This is a genomic window from Draconibacterium orientale, from assembly GCF_900111425.1.
In the GTDB taxonomy this organism is placed as follows: domain Bacteria; phylum Bacteroidota; class Bacteroidia; order Bacteroidales; family Prolixibacteraceae; genus Draconibacterium; species Draconibacterium orientale.
In genome coordinates, this window is record NZ_FOHT01000006.1 from 1 (window position 1) to 21,341 (window position 21,341).

The following is a 21,341-nucleotide window of genomic DNA, read 5'->3' on the forward strand; positions in this document are numbered from 1 at the left end:
GGAGTACAACTATATGAAGAACAAATAATGATAAATAAAATGAGAACAGTAAACAAATTGGCAAAAGAACTAAACATGGAAGTAGTAAATTGTCAGAATGTAAATTAATTCTGTCATTGGCAGCGTAGCGAAGCAATCTTAAACTTTTACCGGACACTAATAACTTTTTTAATCAGTAAATCTAAACCTAACATGAAGAATAGTTTTCCATTTGGTGTTTTATTTCTGATGCTGTTTGCCTCGTGTACGCAGCAACCTGTAATTACGCTAAAAAATCCTTTGGCGGAAGAACGAACTGATGAAGTGATCGTACTTTCACGCAAAGAAATTGCCGCAAAAATAGCTTTGCAAGAAGGCAAACTTCCGGTTTTTAAAAACGGCGAAAAAACAATTCCCAGCCAGGTTGACGACTTGGATGGTGATGGAAACTGGGATGAAGTAGTTCTGTTGGTAGATATAAAAGCCAGCGAAACCATTGAGGCAACAATCGAACTGCTTGCTGAATCGGATTATCCAAAAGTTGAAAAACGTACGAATCTGCGCCTGGGAATTCATCAGGAAGACGGAACGTACAAGGAGGTGGACAACTACAAAGCTGTGCCGGTAAGCGAACCTTTTAAAATTATTGCCCAGGGCGAAGGCGTTACATGGGAAAATGACAAGATTGCTTTTCGGGTTTATTTCGATTGCCGGAATGTAAAAGATTTGTTTGGCAAACGGAAACCGGTAATGGTGGCCGACGATGTTCACACACCTGCCATTCCTGATTATCATGTTCTGAACGATTGGGGAATGGACGTTTTGCATTGTGGCAGTTCGCTGGGATCGGGTGGAATTGCGTTAATGAGAAATGATTCGCTGATTCGGTTGGGATCGACCGATGTGTATGAATACCAAAAAATTGTTGAAGGCCCCATTCGGTCGGTTTTCGACCTGAAATATTCGGGTTGGGATGTTGATGGCGAAGAACTGGAAGCCGTGGAACGCATTACCATTTACCCCGGTAAATACTGGTTCGAGTCGGATGTAACGGTTTACGGATGTGCTGAAAACGATCAGATTGTAACAGGTATTGTTACCTCTCAACTTAAAAAGGAGCCGTTCCGCTTTGAGGCAGCTGATTTTTCCTGTATCGGCACACACGATGTACAGTCGCTAAACAACGATGAATTGGGAATGGCAGTAATTGTACCGAAAAACGAAACCGGTAAAATCGGACGAACCAGCGATGTTAACTGGTTCGAAAAAGGGTTTAAAACAGTGCCGGAGAAAGGTTTTAGCAACATCATTTCAGAGACGTATTACATTGGTCAGCAATGTAAAAATGCCCAACCAGCAAAGCATTATTTCTTTTCGGTTTGGGGACTGGATAAAGAGCAATGGAAAACGGAAAAGGGATTCCGGGAATACATTGCCGAAGAAGCTGAAAAACTATCATCACCAATACAAAAACTGTAGTGGCGATTATTTGTCATTTCGAAGGAGGAACGACTGAGAAATCTGTTCTAATGGGAGAGATTTCTCCTCATTCTTCGTCGAAATGACAATCTGATTCTTACAGAATAATTTTACTTTAAAAACTTCAAACTTCCCCCTTTTTGCAGATCTTCGTGATTGATGTACGTTGCACTTTCTTTGCCGTTTAATTTAACGGATGAGAAAATGGTTGAAGACCTTGCTTCTTCAGCGTTTAATACAAACTTGCCTCCCGGGTAATAGTTTTTATCCAGCTTGAGTGTTACCTTTTTGAATATTGGCGATGAGAGTTGATATTCGTTGCTTCCCGGGCACATCGGGTAAAAACCCATTGCACCAAAAACATACCATGCCGAAAGTTGCCCGGCATCGTCGTTTCCTGAAAGTCCGCCGCGGCCTAAACCGTATTCGGTACGAAGAATGTATTTTACTGTTTTTTGTGTTTGGTCCCACTCATTGGTATAATTAAACAGGAAGGGAATATGATGGCTTGGCTCGTTACCATGCCAGTAACGTTTATCGTCAATTAATTGATTCAGTTTTTCACTAAAAGCATCTTCTTCGCCTATCAACCCAATCAGTCCTTCAACATCGTGCGGAACAAACCAGGTGTAGTGTTTGGGCGTACCTTCGGTTATAAAAAATTGCTCAGTGTTAGCATTGAAGTCTTCATAAAACCGGCCATCGGCATATTTACCGTTCACCCAGCCCTGGCTTTCATCAAAAACGTTTGAATAGTTGTACGAGCGGGTAAGCAGGTCATTATAATCGTCGGTTTTGCCCAGTTTCTGAGCCAGTTGTGCAACGCACCAATCGTTGTAGGCGTATTCCAGGGTGCGCGAAACCTGCTCGTTGGAGTGAAAAGCATCGGCTACAACATCGTCAAGCGGAACATATCCAAATTGTATATAGGAAGTTAGTGCACGGCGGCCTTTCCCGTCTTTATAATCTTCTTCCTCAGGTGTTTCGTAGGCATTTTTTCGCATAAACTGGTAGGCTTTCTCCAAATCAAAATCAAAACCTTTCATGGCGGCATCGCAAAGAATGGCAGTGCTGTGGTCGCCAATCATTGCCGAGGTGTAATTGTTCCATAGCGGGAAAATGGGCAGCCAGTCACCGTCTTCGGCTTTTGCCACAAGCGATTTTACCATATCGTTATATTCTTTTGGGGCAATAAGGCTCAACAGCGGCATTTGTGCCCTAAAAATATCCCAGTTCGAGAAATCGCCATAATAGTCAAAATCGCTGTTGTTGCTGGTCTCGTATTGTTTTGAAAAAACCGGGTAGTCGCCATTTACATCGCTCATTAAACGCGGGTGAAACAGTGAGTGGTATATAGCGGTGTAAAATTTGGTAAGCTCCTCCTGGTCTTCCGATTCAACATCAATGCGACCGAGATAATCATTCCAGGTGTTCTCCAGTTTTTGTTTGGTGGCGTCAAAATTCCAGTCGGCAATTTCGGTTTCCAGGTTTTTGCGCGCATTTTCAATACTGGTAAACGAGGTGCCCACTTTTAGTTTTACCGGTGTATTTCCTTCAAGGTTAAATGTTACATAGGCGCCAATTTTTTGCTGATCCTTGCGTTCAGCACTCCCGTGTTCGTATTCAAAATTGCCCCAGGTGCCATACTTCACAATCTCCTGATCGAATTTAGCCACAAAATAACCTGAAATCCCAGCAGGTTCATCCTGCCCGCTGTATATGCGGTAGGCCGGATTATAACCATATACTTCCTGTTTCTCCAAATCGATTTTTATATATCCTTTGCCTTCGTCGCTGTTAATGTCGAACATAATGGTTGGATTTTTCTCTTCCAGCCACGAGAAACGAAAAAAGCCACATCGTTTGGTGCCGGTAATTTCCGACAATATGTTTTTTGCCGGAAACAAAAAGGAAGCGTAAGCCGGCGACAGATCTTCGGTTTTCATTAAACACAAGGTTTGGCGCTGCACCGGTTGAAAACTAAAGCTGCTACCTAACACCGTGGGGAAGATGGTAAAAGAACCATAATCCTGGGTACACGAACCGCTAAGCCAGTGGCTTGCCCTAAAGCCTTGAATCATGGTTTGGCCGGTATAAAAAGGAGCGATACATTTTTGCTCGTTATCGTAAATTTGCGGTGTCCATTGTGTCATCCCAAAGGGAGCTGTAACAGCCGGAATCGTTTGTCCGTTACTTACATGGTCGCCGGGATGCTCTTTCGCAGCTATTGTTGATGCCGGCCCCGTTCCAATAAGCGGATCGACATAACTGAGGTAATTTTTTTCCGTGTTGTTGGTGCAGGAAAACAGGAGTACAAGTACAAGCAGATACCAGTTCTTCATATTAGTTTGATTTTGTTAGGAATGCCAAATTTAAAATTTTCGGGAAAAACGGATAATAATTTTTGCTTTAAATGATTAACAGTTGAATCCATCCCTGAATGATCTCGCCGGTTTCCGGATCAAGTTGCGAGCCATACATACTGTGCGGAATAGAATAAATAATCAACATAACTATTGATGCCACAATGGTGAACACAGGACGTTCTTTTTTTCGGTTCATCGCAACTGCCAGTATCCAGAAAATAAAGGCCACTAGTGTTTTATTATCGGTTAAGTCCCACGCAAAGGGAACACCGGCCCAGGCTTCGCCAAAAGCATACAACTGAACAATTGGCCCCAGAATCATACCACCAATAAGTAAGGTAATAAGTGTAATGGTGGTGTAAAATTTATACCGTTGATGTTTGAAAATGGCCATAATTCCGGCCAGGTTACCCAATAACATGGCAAAGAACATAAAAAAGATATGCGGCGCTAAAACCACTGACGGAACGGCTCCTTTAAAACGTATTACAACCGGCGTTTTATTCATATACATTTTGGTTCCTTTTGAGTCGGTAACTTCAAAATAGTACTGAATTTTCCCGGCAGCAGGTTGTTCGGGTACCGGAGCAAACCACCCTTTGTCTTCGGTTATTTTAAACACTTTATTCATCAGATACGAATCAACCGGTTTTTCTTTGTACTCAAAGTCAACCGATTGGTACGGATCATCAGACATGAACTGTTTGTAAAATAAACGGGCTGCGATAGTTTTATCATCAATGGCCAGCTTTACTTCGGTGTTACTGCCTATTTCAATACTACGAACCAATTTTACCTCGTAACGGGTATCATTAACGTTTACCGATAATTTTTTATCGTAGGTAGGGCCGGTTTTTCGTTGGTAGATAACTGCCACAATCGTGATTACAATTGCAAGAAGCCAATAAAATGTTTTTTTCATAGGTTTAAATTTATTCATTTATATTGGTATTAAATCTGGTTTTTGCAATCTAAAATAGACCTGTTAGCATAAAAATTGTTCATAGCAATTATCTTTTTTTTTTGCATGAATATCTAATTTTAAGTAGTAATTAAACCTGATTTTTAAGGTTTAGTAATACATATAATAATGTATGTGATTAATTTCTACTAAACTAACAGTTTCCTGAACAGCCGGTGTTATTGTTCAATTGACAATAGTATGTTATTTAACACATGTCATACATGTTCAATGTTGAAATGAAAAACATATTTTAGCAATCGAAAAAAAAATAATTAACCTGTATTTTTGGTGCAGAACTAAAACTAACGAAGAGGCTATTTTACTAACTAACTAATTAATTAAACTTATGGATAAACCACACTGATCCTTATGTAGAATTGTAGGTTCACTACAATTCAATTCAGAATAATTTTTTATTCAAATTTCTATTTATTAATACCAAAACTTAAAATCTATGGAAAAAAATCCTTTAAGAGGTTTTTTAACCTTGCTTATGATGTCTGTATTCATGGCATTTTCTCTAGGTTCTTATGCGCAAACAGCTGTTACCGGTACTGTTACCGGTGAAGATGGCACGGGAATACCTGGTGTGTCGATTGTGGTTCAGGGAACCACTCAGGGAACAATTACCGACATTGATGGTAATTACACCTTAACGTTACCTGAAGGTGCAGAGAAATTAGCTTTCTCTTACATCGGTATGTTAACGCAGGAAATTGAGATTGCTGGTCAATCAACAATTAACGTAGTGATGAAAGCCGACGTGATCGGTGTTGACGAGGTAGTTGTTGTGGGTTACGGTACTCAAATGAAAGAAGAATTAACAGGTGCTGTTTCTTCTGTTTCGGCTGAGAAACTGGAGGCTACATCAGAAACCAGTGTTGCCAACCGTTTGCAAGGACAGGTGGCCGGGGTTACTGTAACCACTGCAAACCGTCCGGGTGCTGACGCAACAATCCGTATCCGCGGAGTTGGAACGATTAACGACCCGAATCCGTTGTACATCATCGACGGTGTACCTGCAGGACCGGGTAACAACATTCCTCCAGGCGATATTGAAAGTATTTCAGTATTGAAAGATGCTTCTTCGGCAGCTATTTACGGTACACGTGGTGCAAACGGTGTTGTAATTATTACTACCAAACGCGGACGTGCAAACCAGCAGCCAAGTGTTAAATTCTCGGTACGTACAGGTGTTACCAAAGCAACAAATCAATACGATTTGTTGAATACGAAAGAGTATGCCGATGCAGTTTGGTTGCAATATGCTAACCAGGGAGTTGCTCCTAATCATCCTCAGTATGGTTCAGGTTCTTCTCCGGTTATTCCTGATTATATTTTGCCTGCTGCCGGTATGTCTGGCCAAGTTGATGAATCAACCTACAGTTATCCGAATGGTGTAATATTTAAGGCAAATAAAGAAGGAACAGACTGGTACGACGAAATTTACCAAACCGGTATCATTCAAGAGTATGACCTTTCGGTAAGTGGTGGTGGTAAAAACTCTACCTACGCGTTTTCGGCCAATTACCTGGATGAGGAAGGTATTTTGAAATGGACCGAATTTAAGCGCTATACCATGCGTATGAACTCGGATGCCAAGTTTAACAATTGGCTAAAAGTGGGCGAATCGTTACAAGTTGTTTACATCGACGAAAATGGTGAATTTGGTGACAACGGTGAAGGAACTGCAGTTTCGTTTGCCTACCGTTCGCAACCAATTATTCCTGTTTATGACATCAGCGGTAAAGAGTTTGCAGGTAGTAAAGCCAATGGTATGGGTAATGCTTCCAACCCTGTACAAATCCTTTGGGATGCACGCAATAACAACGGTAAATATATGCGTATCTTAGGTAATGCATATGCTGAGCTTACTTTGGCCGAAGGTCTGACAGCTAAAACATTATTTGGTGCTAACTGGGGGCAGTGGAACTACAAAGGTTATGTCCTTCCAACTTACGAACGTTCAGAGCCCAATACCGTTAACGGTGTAAATGCTGACTCAAACTACAGTTTGCAGTGGAACTGGTCGAATACATTGAACTACAACAAAACTTTCAACGACGTTCATAGATTGAATGTATTGGTGGGTACCGAGGCTGTTGAAAATACTTATCAGTCGTTGAATGCCAGTCGTCGTGTTTATTTCTCTGAAGATCCTAACTATATGCAGTTAGATTCAGGTGAAAGTAACAAAGAAAACAGCGGTAATGCTTCAGAATGGTCATTGTTCTCTGTTTTTGGTCGTGCAAACTACAACTACATGGGTAAATATTACCTGGAAGGAACAGTACGTCGCGATGGTTCTTCTCGATTCAGTGATGAAAACAAATATGCTGTGTTCCCTGCCGCATCTGCTGCGTGGGCAATTTCAGAAGAAAGCTTCATGCAAGGATCTCGTAGCTGGTTAGATATGTTAAAACTACGTTTAGGATGGGGTATGTCGGGTAACGACCGCATTGGTAACTACAACTCGTACTCCACTTATGCAACTGATGCTTATCGTTCATCGTATGCTATCGACGGATCAAATACCGGTGCTGTTTCCGGATTTAAGCCTGATGCATTAGGTAGTGAGGATGTTACCTGGGAAACTACTAAAACATTAAACATAGGTATTGACGCAAATATGTTGGATAACCATCTGGCAGTTGCTATCGATTTATGGAAACGTAATACTGAAGATATGTTGTTCCGCGAGCCTATACCTCAGGTAATGGGTATTGCAACAGCTCCTTATGTTAACGTTGGTGAAATGGAAAACAAAGGTATCGACTTTGAAGTATCGTATAATAATACTGCAGTGGGTGGAGATCTTACCTACAATATCAGTATGAACCTGTCGCACTACAAAAACGAGATACTGAAACTTTCAGGAGATCCTGACCGTTACGTAGATGCAGCAACAGAACGTCAGAAAGTATATACCCGTTTTGCGGCTGGTACTGCTTTCCCTGAATTCTATGGTTATATTGTTGATGGTATCTTTCAAACTCAGGCAGAAGCTGATGCTCATGCACCTTATAGCGATACTGAATACAATCAACCGGGGCACTTCAAATACAGAGATGTGAATGGTGATGGAACAATCACTGCTGCCGACAGAACATTTATCGGAAGTCCGCATCCTGATTTAACAGGTGGTATGAATATCAATCTTGGTTATAAAAACTTCGATTTAACCATGTTCTTCTATGGTAGCATTGGAAACGATATGGTTAATTACGTAACTCGCTGGATTGACTATGGTCAGTTTACAGGTGGATTAAGTAAAGATGCATTGTACAATTCATGGGGAAGTCCTTACCTGGATGATAACTCAAAAGCTGAATTGCCAATGCTCGACCTTAGCGATATCTCTCAGGAGCCATCGACTGCATTTATCGAAGATGCATCGTACTTGCGACTGAAAAACTTACGCCTGGGTTATACTGTTCCAAAATCGTTGCTTGACAGAGCAGGTATTAAAAGCTTAAGACTTTACGGACAGGTTTCTAACGTATTTACGTTAACCGGTTACAGTGGTCTGGATCCTGAAGTAAATGCTTCTGGTACTTATATGGGGATGGATATGGGAGCATGGCCTACACCACGTCAGGTTATGTTCGGTGTTCAACTCGGTTTATAACAGTTAATTTAATTTGAATATAAAACAGATAAGTATTATGAAAAAACTATCAATATTAATGGTTGTAGTGTTCTTACTAACCATGTCATATTCATGTTCTGAAGAATTCCTGACCAAGGAACCTCCGGGCTCATTATCAGAAAATCAGCTCTACAGTGCTGATGGTATTGAAGCACTGATGATTGGTACCTATGCAATGGTAGGAGGTAGTTCTTTATGGGAAATCTCGTGGGGAGCTTCTATTCAAAACTGGACTTATGGTTCAATAGCATCTGACGATGCGTATAAAGGATCAGAACTTACCGACCAGTCGCCGGCAAATGATATCGAGCACTGGGTGGTACAATCTACCAACAATTACCCTGCCGACAAATGGCAATGGGCTTTGGGTATGGGCGTAGACCGTGCTAACAAAACTTTAAGAATTATCGATTTGGTTGAATCAGAAGGTGGTATTACTTCCGACGACGCTAATGCATACCGGGCAGAAACCCGTTTTCTGCGTGCCTTATTCTATTTTGAAGCCCGTTTGGTATTTGGTGATTACTTGCCAATTTTAGATGAAAACGTTGAAGATCCTACTCAGGTTACCAATGTTAATGCCGAGGGTGCTGTTCTTGACTTTATTATCGCGGATTTAACTTTTGCCGGTTCCAATCTTCCTGCATCACAGTCTCAGGTTGGCCGTGCTACCAAGTGGGCAGCTAAAGCGCTGGCAGCAAGAGCTTATCTACAGGATTTGAGATACTCTGATGCAGAACCACTGCTTGACGAAATTATTGCGAGCGGTGAGTTTACATTGGCTGCAGATTTTATGGATAACTTTAATATTGCAACCAACAATAACGAAGAATCAATCTTTGAAATTCAGGCAAACGTAAACGATATTAACGAATCGCTGAATGCAGAGATGGGTATTGGTTTGAACTGGCCTCACGGTGGTGACATTGGTATGTGCTGTGGCTTCCACCAACCATCGCAAAACCTGTTCAATGCCTATAAAGTTGATGAGAACGGTTTACCAATGTTCGATACATTTAATGATACCGACTTGGCTAATGACCAGGGTATTGCATCAGAAGCTGAATTTAATCCTACTGATCATGCACTAGACCCACGCGTTGACCATACCATTAGCCGTCGCGGTATTCCTTACAAAGACTGGGGTATTAACAGGGGAAATAACTGGATCAGGTATCAGGCTGATGGTGGACCATATTTGCCTGTTGCTAAACCATTCTTTAAAAAATCGGAGCGTTTCAGCTTATCGACTACTACAGGATGGCAAACCGGTATTAATGCCAATAACTATCGTTATTTACGTTATACTCATGTTATACTTTGGAAAGCGGAATGTGCAGCAGCATCTGGTGATATCGATGAAGCGCGTACTTATGTAAATATGATTCGTCAGCGTGCAATGGATAGCGAGCAGGTTATGGGTAAGGTTTTAATTAATAAGTTACCTGGTGGTTCTGATGGCGTATATCCATGGGGCTTCAATACAACTGATGCTGATTATAAAACTGGAGGAGATGTTGACTGGACTAAACCAGCAGCCAATTACCAGATTGGTTTGTACACTTCGTTTGCTGATGCAAATGAAGCGATGGAAGCTGTTCAGTGGGAGCAACGTTTAGAGTTGGCTACCGAAGGTTTCCGTTTCTTCGACCTTCGTCGCTGGGACAATCTTCCTAACCAGATTGGTGGAAAAAGCATGGCAGAAGTGCTAAATGGATTCGCTCGTGCTGATGAGAGAATACGTACATCAGAAGCGAGTATGGTGGGGTATACATTTTCTGAAGCCGACAAATATATGCCTATTCCACAGGCTCAGTTAGATCAACAAGTTGGTGTTCTGGAACAACGTCCGGAATACAAATAATAAATGGAGATTTGGTTTGAAATTAAAGAGGGACTTTTAAAGTCCCTCTTTTTTTATGTTTGTAGAAATGAAAACTTCATCTATCTTTAGATGCCAAACTTATGAAGCACAATTTTTAGCGGAAATTCTTTATTCAAAATCAAAATTCAATTGGCAGAATGGCACTGAATTACCTTTTTATTTTCTTTTTTATAATCGCTTTTCTGATTGCCCTGGTAAAGCTCGTATTTTTGGGCGATACACAGGTTTTTACCGACATGGTGCAGGCCACTTTCGATATGGCTAAAACAGGTTTCGAAATATCGTTGGGGTTAACCGGTGTGCTTACTTTGTGGATGGGGATTATGAAAATAGGGGAGAAAGGCGGAATCGTTCATGTGTTTTCGAAAGTGATTGGCCCGTTTTTTAATAAACTGTTTCCCGAGTTGGGAAAGGAGCATCCGGCGCACGGTTCTATTTTAATGAATATTGCTGCCAACATGCTAAACCTCGATAATGCTGCAACGCCAATGGGATTGCAGGCCATGAAAGAAATGCAGGCAACCAATCCCAATAAAAAAACAGCATCGAACGCACAAATTATGTTCCTGGTGCTGAATACCTCAGGGCTTACCCTGCTGCCCATAAGCATTATGGTTTATCGTGCTCAACTGGGCGCCGTAAATCCTTCCGATATTTTTATCCCGATTTTGCTGGCTACCTACTTTTCTACCATTGCCGGACTAATTTCTGTAGCTATTTACCAGAAAATAAACCTGCTTGATAAAACCATTTTAGCCTACCTGGGCGGATTAACGGCCATTATCGTTGGTGTTATCTGGTATTTCTCAACGCTCGATAAAGATGCCATTACTCAGGTGTCGAATGTGGCCAGTAATTTTATCCTGTTTACAGTAATTGTGGCCTTTATTCTTATGGCATTGTTTCGTAAGGTGAATGTTTACGAGGCTTTTATTGAAGGGGCAAAAGACGGCTTTAAAACCGCTGTGAAGATTATTCCGTACCTGGTTGCTATTTTGGTTGCCATTGGTGTATTTCGTGCATCGGGTGCTATGGATTGGCTGGTTGCCGGTGTAACCTGGGCATTTGAACAAATGGGAGTAAATGCCGATTTTACACCGGCTTTACCAACTGCTTTGATGAAGCCGTTGAGTGGAAGTGGTGCCCGCGGAATGATGGTGGATGCCATGACAAATTATGGTGCCGACTCGTTTGTTGGCCGCGTGGCCAGTACGGTGCAGGGAGCAACTGATACAACATTCTATATTTTAGCCGTATATTTTGGAGCCGTTGGGATTAAGAACACCCGTTATGCCGTGGTGTGTGGTTTAATAGCCGATTTTGTTGGAATTGTCGCATCCATTTTATTGGCGTATCTCTTCTTCTATTAGTAGTTTAGGTTTTTTTAATCGCGTCGGAAGTTTCCGAAAGCTTGTTTTCATTTTATTTCAGGATCTTGGGAAGATCCGACGAGTGGTTTTCAGGCTCGTTTGGGATTTCGGGTAATCCCGATAAGCAATTTCTTTATGGCGGGAGAAGATCCGCACTTGCGGAAACCTTGTTTCAAACTTTTGACAGGCTTTCCGCACGCCGGGAAATCCGGAAATAACTTTTAGGCTAGCTATCCGCACTTGCGGAAACTGTAAAATGAATTTCTGGCTGACTTTCCGTAGGCGTGGAAAGCTTGTTTTGATCTTCATACAGACTTTCCGCATTCCGGGAAACTTACTTTGTAGCTTACAGCAAGCTTTCCGTTATTGGGGGTTAGGTATTTTCGGATGTTATCACTAATCGATCGAATCGTAAACCACAACCTTATTCCAAAGGTGCTGGTTTTCCTCCACAAACTTCAGATGAATTGGATCAACCTGGTACGAATCCTGGTCGGCCTGGCTATCGAATAGGGCCATATACGACACCGAATACGAATGGTCAACAACATCGCGGTCTTCAGTTGATGCCGGAAAACCAATGTGGCTAAGTTTTATGGTTTTTACTTTGGTGAGTTTGTTCAAAGCCTCAACCAGTTGTTTTTTGTGTGCTTCGTTTGCCGGTTCTTTTAACCAGAAAAACACATGGTGTACCAGTGCATCTTTAAGTTTTACCTCGCCGGCAGTGGCGCTTTTTGTAAAAGGAAGCAGGGCCGATAAAGTAACTCCCGCAATGGCTTTCTTTAAAAACGATCGTCTTTTTTGCATCTTATTATTGGTTTAATAGTTCTTCAATTTCGTTGATGTGCAGTTTAAAATGGCGTGGGAAATCCTCAACCATATCTTTTAACGAAACAAACTGGTTGGTATCTGCGCTCCACTGCTGATCGAGTTTCTCCGCATTTACATTTCGGATAACGTGACTAAAATGCAGATGGGCAAATTTCCAATAATTTACCAGCAATTTCCAGTCTTCTTCCTGGTAATTCTGAATGGCTATCCAATTGTCGTTGTTGCCATAGGTGGCATAATTCGGAAATTCAACCGGCGATTCGCGGTACTGCAGATGAACAACGCGGTGGGTATTATTCGAGGCCGAATCAACCATGTGGCCAACAATTTGCCGGATCGAACGATCCTGGCTGTTTCTTTGGTTGGCAATGGTTTCCGGAGGCAAACTTTCCAGCTTATTTGCCCAGCTTGTTACCAGCTCGTTCAATTCCTTTGCAATTGTTTCAAATGCCATTTATCCCAGTTGATTAACGGTTTGTTTGAGTAAAACCAGTTTGGTTAGCAAGGTTTCGAGCAAATCGAGTCGCAACATATTTGCACCGTCCGATTTTGCTTCGGCAGGGTTTGGGTGTGTTTCAATAAAAATTCCATCGGCACCAACGGCAATTCCGGCACGGGCAACAGTTTCAATCAATTCGGGTTTTCCACCGGTTACTCCGCTGGCCTGGTTGGGTTGTTGCAGCGAGTGGGTAATGTCGAGAACAACCGGTACATTCATTGCTTTCATAACAGGAATACCACGGTAATCCACCACCAAATCCTGGTAGCCAAATGTTGTTCCGCGTTCGGTTAGCGCGATATTGTTGTTGCCACTTTCGCGCACTTTGTTCACCGCAAACTGCATGGCATCTGCCGAAAGAAACTGTCCCTTTTTAATATTTACCAACTTGCCGGTTTGTGCTGCAGCCACCAAAATATCGGTTTGGCGGCACAAAAATGCCGGTATCTGCAGCACATCAACATACTGGGCAGCCATTGCGGCTTCATCGGCCGTGTGGATATCGGTAACCACCGGAATGTTGAAAGTTTCGCGTACTTTCTGCAGAATCTTCAGCGCTTTTTCGTCGCCAATTCCTGCAAACGAATCCAGACGCGAACGGTTGGCTTTTCGGTACGAACCTTTAAAAATGTATGGGATCTTTAATTTCTCGGTTATGGCAACTACTTTTTCGGCAATTTCCATCGCCATTTTTTCGCCTTCAATGGCACATGGGCCGGCCATTAAGAAGAAGTTTCCGCTATCGGTATTTTTAAGTTTATCTAGTTGTGGAATCATGGTATTACTTTTTGCGCTAAAAGTAATAAGAATTTCATGTGTTTCAATGTGATCGGTTTATCCCATTGCTATAAAACACAAATGGGAACTATTTTGTTACAAATAGCTCCCATTCACTCTCAAGTAACCGAAGTTACTATTGGTGCCAGGTTACGGTTATTGCGACCGGCGTTGGCTTTTTCTTTCGAATCGGCTTTTGCCTTAACGTTCCGGCTTTGCTTTCTACGGCTCAGCCTTCCGGTTGTTCTTTCGGTAATCGCGCTTACCTTCCTGAACGAAGTGTCTTTCAGTGTATTCGGTTTCTCCCTAAGGATGTTTCCTTTCCAATCAACGGGTTTGAGTTGCCTCGTTTTCGTTGTGCAGTTTCGCAGTTAAGACCTTGATCTTTTTACTTCCTGCCTGATGACCCAATCTTGAAAGAACTTCTGGAACTTCTTTCAGATGATTGCCTGAACTTTGATACTCCAGAATATCGCGTTCAAACTTCAGCTTTTTCATTGTGCCGCCCCGAGAGGTGGGATGAAATGGTTCCGGTTCCGACTAAGAAACTTTTCCCGTTTCCACAATTTTCAAGCAGCCTTTTATCGCTCACCTGATAGATCAAATATACAGCGAAAAATGAAAAATGCAAGTGGTTTTCAGTCGTTTATATCCACCGTGAATTAACCGCAGTTATTAACAATTGTTAATAAGGTCGTTTAGTCTTTTATGCGCGAATCGGTTTTGTTTTCTAGTTAATGGTTAAAACCCCCGAAATAGTTTCGGGGCAGGCTCTGCAATTTTATTGCAGCTACTTTAGTTTCTATAAATTCCCATTATAAAAGGAAGTAGATTTGAGTATTGAGACTGATTTTGCTTTTTCTCTCTACTCATTACTCAATACTCAATACTCATGTCTGCTTTGTCAATTATTCTTCTTTGAATTTCATTCAATCTTAAACCAGTGCAAAGTGGTTTAGTTAATCCACAACCACTGAAACTTGATCGGGTCTGCCTCAGTTGGCTGAATGCTGAGCTCAATGGTGTAAAAACCGGGTTGGGGAAAATCGATTGTACCTATTTCGTTCGATTCAAAATTATCGATATGCCAGTCCTGGTTAGGTTCGCCAACGGTTTGTCCGGTGGGGTGCACCGAATGATACAAGGATTGCCCGGAAGCTTTTAAAACAATCTGGCTGTTGTTTCTGTTGCCCTGAAAACTATACGACACATCCACTCTTTTTGTGCCCGGTTGGTCAACGTATATTTTCCAGCTAAAATCGGTAACGCCATCTGCAGCTACAAAAGCCGGAATCGTTCCGTATTTTGCCGGCGGTGTTATTTTAATTGGTTGAGGCTGTGGATTTTGATTTCCGGGAAGCAGCGAATAGCCATCATCGCTTGTTTTGGCTACAAGCCCATCTGTAATCTCCGGTTTCGATGGGTATTCCACAATAACTACTGAAACATACGGATCGGGTTGGTCAGCAGGTAAAGCAACTTCAGTAAATGCGCCGGAGTGCGAAAACGAGAGAGGTGATTTTTGCTTATCCGCCAACAGGTATACTTTTTGGGGAGTAGCTGAAATTCCTGTAAGATTCAGCTGTTTGTTCAGTGGCCAGTTATAAATATGCAGGAACAATTTAAAGCTGCTTTCGTCTTGCTTGCAGGTAATTTTTCCCCAGTCGTGCAGGTCTTTGTTCAGGTCGAAAGCCTCTGCGCCATAAATCGATTCTCCATTCACCTGTAGCCATTTGCCCATTTCAAGCATGCGCTGCGAAATTTCATAAGGAACATCACCATTGGCACGCGGCCCGATGTTCAGCATAAAATTACCGTTCAGACTAACGTTTCCGATTAAGGATTTCAATAAAGTTGTTGTTGATTTCCATTGCGAATCGGACGAATGAAAGCCCCACGAATGAGCAACCGTTGCCGGCGATTGCCATGGGAAATCTTCTTTTTTGTCGCCAAGCTGGTTGTCGCCCAATGTTTTGTAATCAATGTCGGGGTCTTCGTCAATCGACAAGCCCAAACGCGAATTTACCAGGCAGTTGGGCTGCAAGTCGCGTATCAGTGATTTTAGCTGAAGTAATTGTTCTTTGCTAACGATACTTTCCGAGTGATGAATCCACATATCGAACCAAAGCATCGAAATCTCTCCGTAATTGGTTAACAGTTCGGTGATTTGTGGTATCACTTTCTGCTGCCAGTAGCGGTCGTAATCGCTGGCTGATAATTTGTAAATTTCGCGGCTATGATCCCAGCCCAGCGGGTGTTCCCAATCCACCCAGTGCGAATAGTAAAGGCAGAGTTTGATGCCGTGTTTTTTACAGGCCTCGGCCATTTCGGCAATAATATCGCGTTTTGGGTTGGTATAATCGCCCAGATCGTAATCACTCACTTTGCTGTCCCACAAACCAAATCCATCATGGTGTTTGGCGGTTATGGTTATATATTTCATTCCTGACTTTTTCGCCAGAATTACCCACTCTTCCGGATCAATCTCGTCCCACTGAAAAAGGTCAAGCAGCGTAACATATTCGTCGCGATCAATACGGTTTCGGTATAAAATCCATTCAGCATAGTCGTTGTCGTGACGCAGCTTTTCGCCTTTCCAGTAGCCTTCGGCAGCGCTGTAAACGCCCCAGTGAATAAACATTCCGAAGCGTGAATCGGTGAACCATTGGGCGCGTTCGTTGGTATTTTTCTGGGCAAATGAAGTTATACTGCAAAGCAGGCAGGCAAAGACAATCAGGTTTTTCATCTGTTTAAAATTTTTTGATTTCTGAATGTTCAAAAAATTTGAAGACATTCAGGAACTCACATAAATTTTAATCATTCTTGTTTTTGAATTTAGAATGAAGAAAATTCATGTTCGTTTCATACGTTGGTTTATTTAATGTAGCAAGTTGTTTTATTATGTATCAAAAAAAATACATCGATGAAAACAAAGTCGCAAAGTGTGATGAGTTTCAATATGAGACAAAACTCTGTGGCTTCGCGACTTTGTGTTTTTATTCTCCTTGTTAAACGAATGGATTTTTAACCCAAAGAAGTTCGTTTACGACAAACGGTTTTTAAAATCTTCGTACCTGAATTTCCGGACGATGTTTAGTTGTTCATCTTTTGTCCAGATGGCAATTGCCGGATGATTTACACCGTTAAACATGGTGGTTTTTACCATGGTGTAGTGGATCATATCGAGGAAAATGATTTGTTCGCCAATTTGCAATTCACGTCCAAAATCGTAGGCTTCCATAAAATCGCCGGCCAGACAACTACCGCCTCCCAAACGATACAGGTATCGGCTTTCTTCTGATGGATCTTGTGCTCCAATAATTTTTGGGCGATACGGCATTTCAAGTGTGTCGGGCATGTGGGCGGTAAACGAAACATCCAAAATGGCTGTTTTTACGCCTTTGTGCTCCACAATATCCTGAACAGTTGAAACCAAAACGCCGGTTTCCCAGGCAATGGCACTGCCGGGTTCCAAAATTACTTTTACGTCGTATTTTTTCCGGAAATCCTTTAGTAGTTTGATGAGGTGTTGATGGTTATAGCCTTCCCTTGTCATCAGGTGGCCACCGCCCATATTCACCCATTTTGCCCGATGCAGGTATTTACTGTATTTGTTTTCGAGGATCTTGAGGACTTTTTCCAGACTGAATGAATCCGATTCGCATAACACATGAAAATGGATGCCTTCAATACCTTCAGGCAATTCATCGGGCATTTCATCGCTGCCAACGCCCAAACGCGAGCCCGGTGCACTTGGATTGTAAAGATCGGTGCCCACGTCAGAATATTCAGGGTTTACCCGTATTCCGCATGAAATTTTATGACCGGCAGTTTTCGTGCGTTGGGAATATTTTTCAAACTGTTTAACCGAATTAAAAACAATGTGGCTGCTGTAGCTCATCAGTTCATCAAATTCATGATCGAGGTAAACCGGCGAATACAAATGTGCGCGGGTTTTCATTTCCTCGAAACACAAACGCGCCTCATACAAAGAGCTGGCTGTTGCGCCTTTTAAATACTCGCGAACAATGGGGAAGGCGCTCCACATGGCAAATCCTTTAAAGGCCAGGATGATTTCAATGCCGGCTTCTTGCTGAACGTTGTTGATTAGCTCCAGATTTTTACGAAGCAGTTTTTCATCGAGCACAAAAGCCGGAGATGGTATTTCTTTATAATTCATTTTGAAAAGGGCTTAGCGCAAAGAACAGAGGGCAAAAGCACTGTGCTATTTGCCCTCTGCGCCTGGCTTGTTACACTTCCAGATCGCCATTAATCTCTTCGTTCCACGGCAAACCGTGCTCGCCGATTTTTTCCATAAACGGATCCGGATCGAATTCCTCAACGTTAAATACGCCTTTGCCCTGCCATTTTCCGGTAAGCACCATCATGGCGCCCAGCATTGCAGGAACGCCGGTGGTGTAAGAAACACCTTGTGTTCCGGTTTCTTCAAATGCTTTTTGGTGGCTGCAGTTGTTCCAAACGTAGTAGGTTTTTTCTTCGCCGTCTTTTACACCTTTTATGCGGCATCCGATTGATGTTTCGCCAGTGTAGTTGTCGCCCAGGTCTCCCGGGTTTGGAAGCACCTCTTTCAGGAACTCCAATGGAATAATGTCAATTCCTTTATATTTAACCGGATCGATGCGGCTCATTCCAATGTTCTGGATCACACGAAGGTGAGTCAGGTATTCCTGGCCGAAAGTCATCCAGAAACGAGCCCGCTTTAAACTGGGGAAGTTTTTGGTCAGCGACTCCAGCTCTTCATGATAAAGAACGTATGAGTCTCTGGCTCCGATATTTGGGTAATTCAATGCCTGTTTAATTTCAAAAGGTTTGGTTTCCACCCACTGGCCATTTTCCCAATAACGTCCGTTTTGAGTGATTTCACGAATGTTAATTTCCGGATTGAAATTGGTGGCAAATGCTTTCCCGTGCTCGCCGCCGTTGCAATCTACAATATCAAGGTAGTGCATTTCATCAAAATGATGTTTGGCTGCGTACGCCGTGTAAATACTGGTTACCCCGGGGTCGAATCCGCAACCCAGCACCGCCATAATACCTTTTTCTTTAAACCGGTCGTGGTAAGCCCACTGCCAGCTGTATTCGAATTTAGCTTCGTCTTTTGGCTCGTAATTGGCAGTGTCCAAATAGTTTACGCCGGTTTCGAGGCAGGCATCCATAATCGGAAGATCCTGGTAGGGAAGTGCCACATTAATAACCAACTCGGGTTGAAATTCTTTGATCAGCGCAACAGTGTCGGCAACATTATCGGCATTCAACGAAGCCGTTTTAATTCGGCCTTTACCAACTTCTTTTGCAATTACATCGCACTTGGAAACGGTACGACTGGCTAACAGAATTTCTGAAAAAACTTCCGGATTATCTGCACACTTGCTGGCAACCACACGACCAACACCACCTGCACCAATTATTAAAACTTTACTCATTTTCTTGTTTAATCATTTTAAATTCAATAACATAGAAAAGATTCACACGAATATTGTAATTTCGTATGAAGTGTATTCAATTAAGAGACAAATTAAGCATTTTTTTTGATGAGTGAAAATTTCAAAATTAAAGATTTTTTATCTGAAAGAATATTCGTTTTTAACGAATGCGAAACAGGAAATCCGGAATGTAATGCGAACATTGCAGCTTACATTGTGAATATACGAAGTTCTCTGGCAGGATGATTTTGCCCTACAATGGTTATTAATTAACTTTGGGTGATTAGAGGAAAATAAAGACCGCATTTTGAGCAGTTTTTTGCTGAAATGGAAAAAAATTAAGCTTTTGCTCCGTTTTTACTTTCAGTACAGGAATTATCGGAAAAAATTAATTTTATTTGCGGTTTGAAACTTGAGCAAAAACACTGATAATTTTTTATGGCTACGTAGATGAAGAATACTTATTTTGATTTGATTGAGCAAAGCTACTACTTTCCGCAGGAAGGCTTTGATTTAAGAGGCGATTCATTAACCTTTCACGGAATCTCTTTAAAATATCTGATTAAAAAATATGGCACCCCGTTTCGGTTTATATATCTGCCAAAAATTGGGGAACAAATAAAAAAATCGCGTAACCTGTTTAATAAGGCCATTAAAAAGAACAATTATAACGGCAAGTATTATTATTGTTATTGTACCAAGTGTAACCACTTTTCGCATGTGGTTAACGAGGCGTTAAAACATAATGTAAACCTCGAAACTTCGTCGTCGTACGACATTGATCTGATTCTGCATCTGTTTAAGGATAAGAAAATTGATAAGAATCGGAAGATTATTCACAACGGCTATAAAACGCAGGAATACCTGTCGAAAATTATTGAGCTGCAACGGCTTGGGTTTAAGAATAATATTATTGTTTTAGATAGTATTAACGAGCTGCAACGGATTGAAAAACTGGCCAATGGCGAAAAGGTAAAAGTGGGTATTCGTATGGCGATTAACGAAGAATCGCAGTCGGCCTATTACACCTCGCGTTTGGGAATCAGGCACACCAATATCCCGGAGTTTTTCCAGAATCAGATTAAAGGAAAGAAAAACATCGAATTAAAGATGCTTCACTTTTTTGTTGATTCGGGAATTAAAGACAGTCTGTATTTCTGGGGCGAGTTTCAAAAAGCAATGAAACTTTATGTGGAGCTGAAAAAGCAATGCGACACACTCGATTCGTTTAACCTTGGTGGAGGTTTTCCAATTCGTAACCACCTGGGTTTTGAGTACGATTACGAGTACATGATAAAAGAAATTGTTTCGAACATAAAAACAGCCTGCTCGGCTGAAAACCTGCCTGACCCGGATATTTACACCGAATTTGGAAAATATACGGTGGGCGAAAGCGGTGCGATCATTTTCGAGGTGCTCGAGCAAAAACAGCAAAACGACACCGAAAGCTGGTACATTATAAACAACAGTTTAATGAACACCATCCCCGATTCGTGGTCGATTTTCGAAAAATTTATTTTGCTGCCGATTAACAAATGGAACAACGAATACAAACGTGCCAATATTGGAGGTATCAGTTGCGACCATTCGGATTATTATAACTCGGAAGACTTTAACCAGGAGGTTTTGCTGCCTGCTTATTCCGACGATGATAAAGAGCCGCTTTATCTTGGATTTTTCCACACCGGTGCCTACCAGGATGCCATTAGTGGTTATGGTGGAATTAAGCACTGTTTGATTCCGGCACCAAAACACGTGATTATCGATCGCGACGAGAAAGGAAATTTCTTCGATTATGTGTATAGAAACGAGCAGTCGGCAGAGGAAATGTTTAAAATTCTGGGTTATACAAAAGACGAGGAATAGTTTTCAGTCGCAGTATTCAGTTTTGATTTTTTGTGATTTCGGGCAAAGAGAGAAGTCTTTTCCCGGGTGAAGTTACTGATTGATTAATAGTTTTACATGATCAGGAGGAATGGGTATTTAATTTCAAAGATCAATCTTTGACCATTCTCCATCAATCTTTTTCAATCTCTGATCAATCCCTTCCGGTGGCATAAAGGCTTTGAAAAATCATTCAACTTTTTTAGGGGAACTG

Annotated in this window: 13 protein-coding genes; 5 read left to right on the plus strand and 8 right to left on the minus strand. The window is 41.8% G+C overall.

All coding sequences use genetic code 11. The annotated features are described in order from the left end of the window. Nucleotides 1-192 precede the first annotated feature (192 nt). Complete coding sequence (locus tag BMW53_RS04940) at nucleotides 193-1,458, plus strand: DUF4861 domain-containing protein (RefSeq protein WP_038554857.1); 1,266 nt, start codon at nucleotides 193-195, stop codon at nucleotides 1,456-1,458. Nucleotides 1,459-1,568: 110 nt separating this feature from the next. On the opposite strand, the gene BMW53_RS04945 is transcribed toward BMW53_RS04940, so the two are convergent. Further along, nucleotides 1,569-3,800: a GH92 family glycosyl hydrolase gene (locus BMW53_RS04945; RefSeq protein WP_038554854.1), complete on the minus strand. Its 2,232-nt coding sequence runs from the start codon at nucleotides 3,798-3,800 to the stop codon at nucleotides 1,569-1,571. A 67-nt stretch (nucleotides 3,801-3,867) separates the two neighbouring features. Next, entirely contained in the window at nucleotides 3,868-4,746 is an 879-nt protein-coding gene (locus tag BMW53_RS04950; protein WP_038563583.1) for a hypothetical protein, read from the minus strand. Nucleotides 4,747-5,242: 496 nt separating this feature from the next. On the opposite strand from BMW53_RS04950, the gene BMW53_RS04955 reads away from it, so the two are divergent. From BMW53_RS04955 to BMW53_RS04965, 3 genes are all read left to right on the plus strand, one after another. Beyond that, the gene (locus tag BMW53_RS04955) at nucleotides 5,243-8,416 is read left to right on the plus strand and encodes a SusC/RagA family TonB-linked outer membrane protein (RefSeq protein WP_038554851.1); all 3,174 of its coding nucleotides are present in this window, start codon (nucleotides 5,243-5,245) and stop codon (nucleotides 8,414-8,416) included. Between the two features lie 37 nt (nucleotides 8,417-8,453). Then, the gene (locus tag BMW53_RS04960; protein WP_038554848.1) at nucleotides 8,454-10,301 is read left to right on the plus strand and encodes a RagB/SusD family nutrient uptake outer membrane protein; all 1,848 of its coding nucleotides are present in this window, start codon (nucleotides 8,454-8,456) and stop codon (nucleotides 10,299-10,301) included. 158 nt (nucleotides 10,302-10,459) lie between these two features. Next, complete coding sequence (locus BMW53_RS04965; RefSeq protein ID WP_038554845.1) at nucleotides 10,460-11,692, plus strand: spore maturation protein; 1,233 nt, start codon at nucleotides 10,460-10,462, stop codon at nucleotides 11,690-11,692. Between the two features lie 396 nt (nucleotides 11,693-12,088). Here BMW53_RS04965 and BMW53_RS04970 read toward each other — a convergent pair whose 3' ends face one another. The 6 genes from BMW53_RS04970 to BMW53_RS04995 form a co-directional block, all read right to left on the minus strand. Next, nucleotides 12,089-12,499: a Dabb family protein gene (locus BMW53_RS04970; protein ID WP_038554842.1), complete on the minus strand. Its 411-nt coding sequence runs from the start codon at nucleotides 12,497-12,499 to the stop codon at nucleotides 12,089-12,091. Nucleotides 12,500-12,503: 4 nt separating this feature from the next. Then, on the minus strand, nucleotides 12,504-12,977 hold the full coding sequence (locus tag BMW53_RS04975) for a hypothetical protein (protein WP_038554839.1): 474 nt from the start codon (nucleotides 12,975-12,977) through the stop codon (nucleotides 12,504-12,506). After that, nucleotides 12,978-13,799, minus strand: coding sequence for a 3-deoxy-8-phosphooctulonate synthase (gene kdsA / locus BMW53_RS04980; protein ID WP_038554837.1), 822 nt, complete (start codon nucleotides 13,797-13,799; stop codon nucleotides 12,978-12,980). A gap of 955 nt (nucleotides 13,800-14,754) precedes the next feature. Further along, nucleotides 14,755-16,545: an alpha-L-fucosidase gene (locus tag BMW53_RS04985; protein WP_038563580.1), complete on the minus strand. Its 1,791-nt coding sequence runs from the start codon at nucleotides 16,543-16,545 to the stop codon at nucleotides 14,755-14,757. A 297-nt stretch (nucleotides 16,546-16,842) separates the two neighbouring features. Next, nucleotides 16,843-17,979, minus strand: a complete 1,137-nt coding sequence (gene nspC, locus BMW53_RS04990; protein WP_038554834.1) for a carboxynorspermidine decarboxylase — start codon at nucleotides 17,977-17,979, stop codon at nucleotides 16,843-16,845. 70 nt (nucleotides 17,980-18,049) lie between these two features. Next, nucleotides 18,050-19,243, minus strand: coding sequence for a saccharopine dehydrogenase family protein (locus BMW53_RS04995; RefSeq protein ID WP_038554831.1), 1,194 nt, complete (start codon nucleotides 19,241-19,243; stop codon nucleotides 18,050-18,052). Between the two features lie 450 nt (nucleotides 19,244-19,693). Between BMW53_RS04995 and BMW53_RS05000 the strand changes: the two genes are divergently transcribed. After that, nucleotides 19,694-21,109: a type III PLP-dependent enzyme domain-containing protein gene (locus BMW53_RS05000; protein WP_038554829.1), complete on the plus strand. Its 1,416-nt coding sequence runs from the start codon at nucleotides 19,694-19,696 to the stop codon at nucleotides 21,107-21,109. The last annotated feature ends 232 nt before the right edge of the window (nucleotides 21,110-21,341 follow it).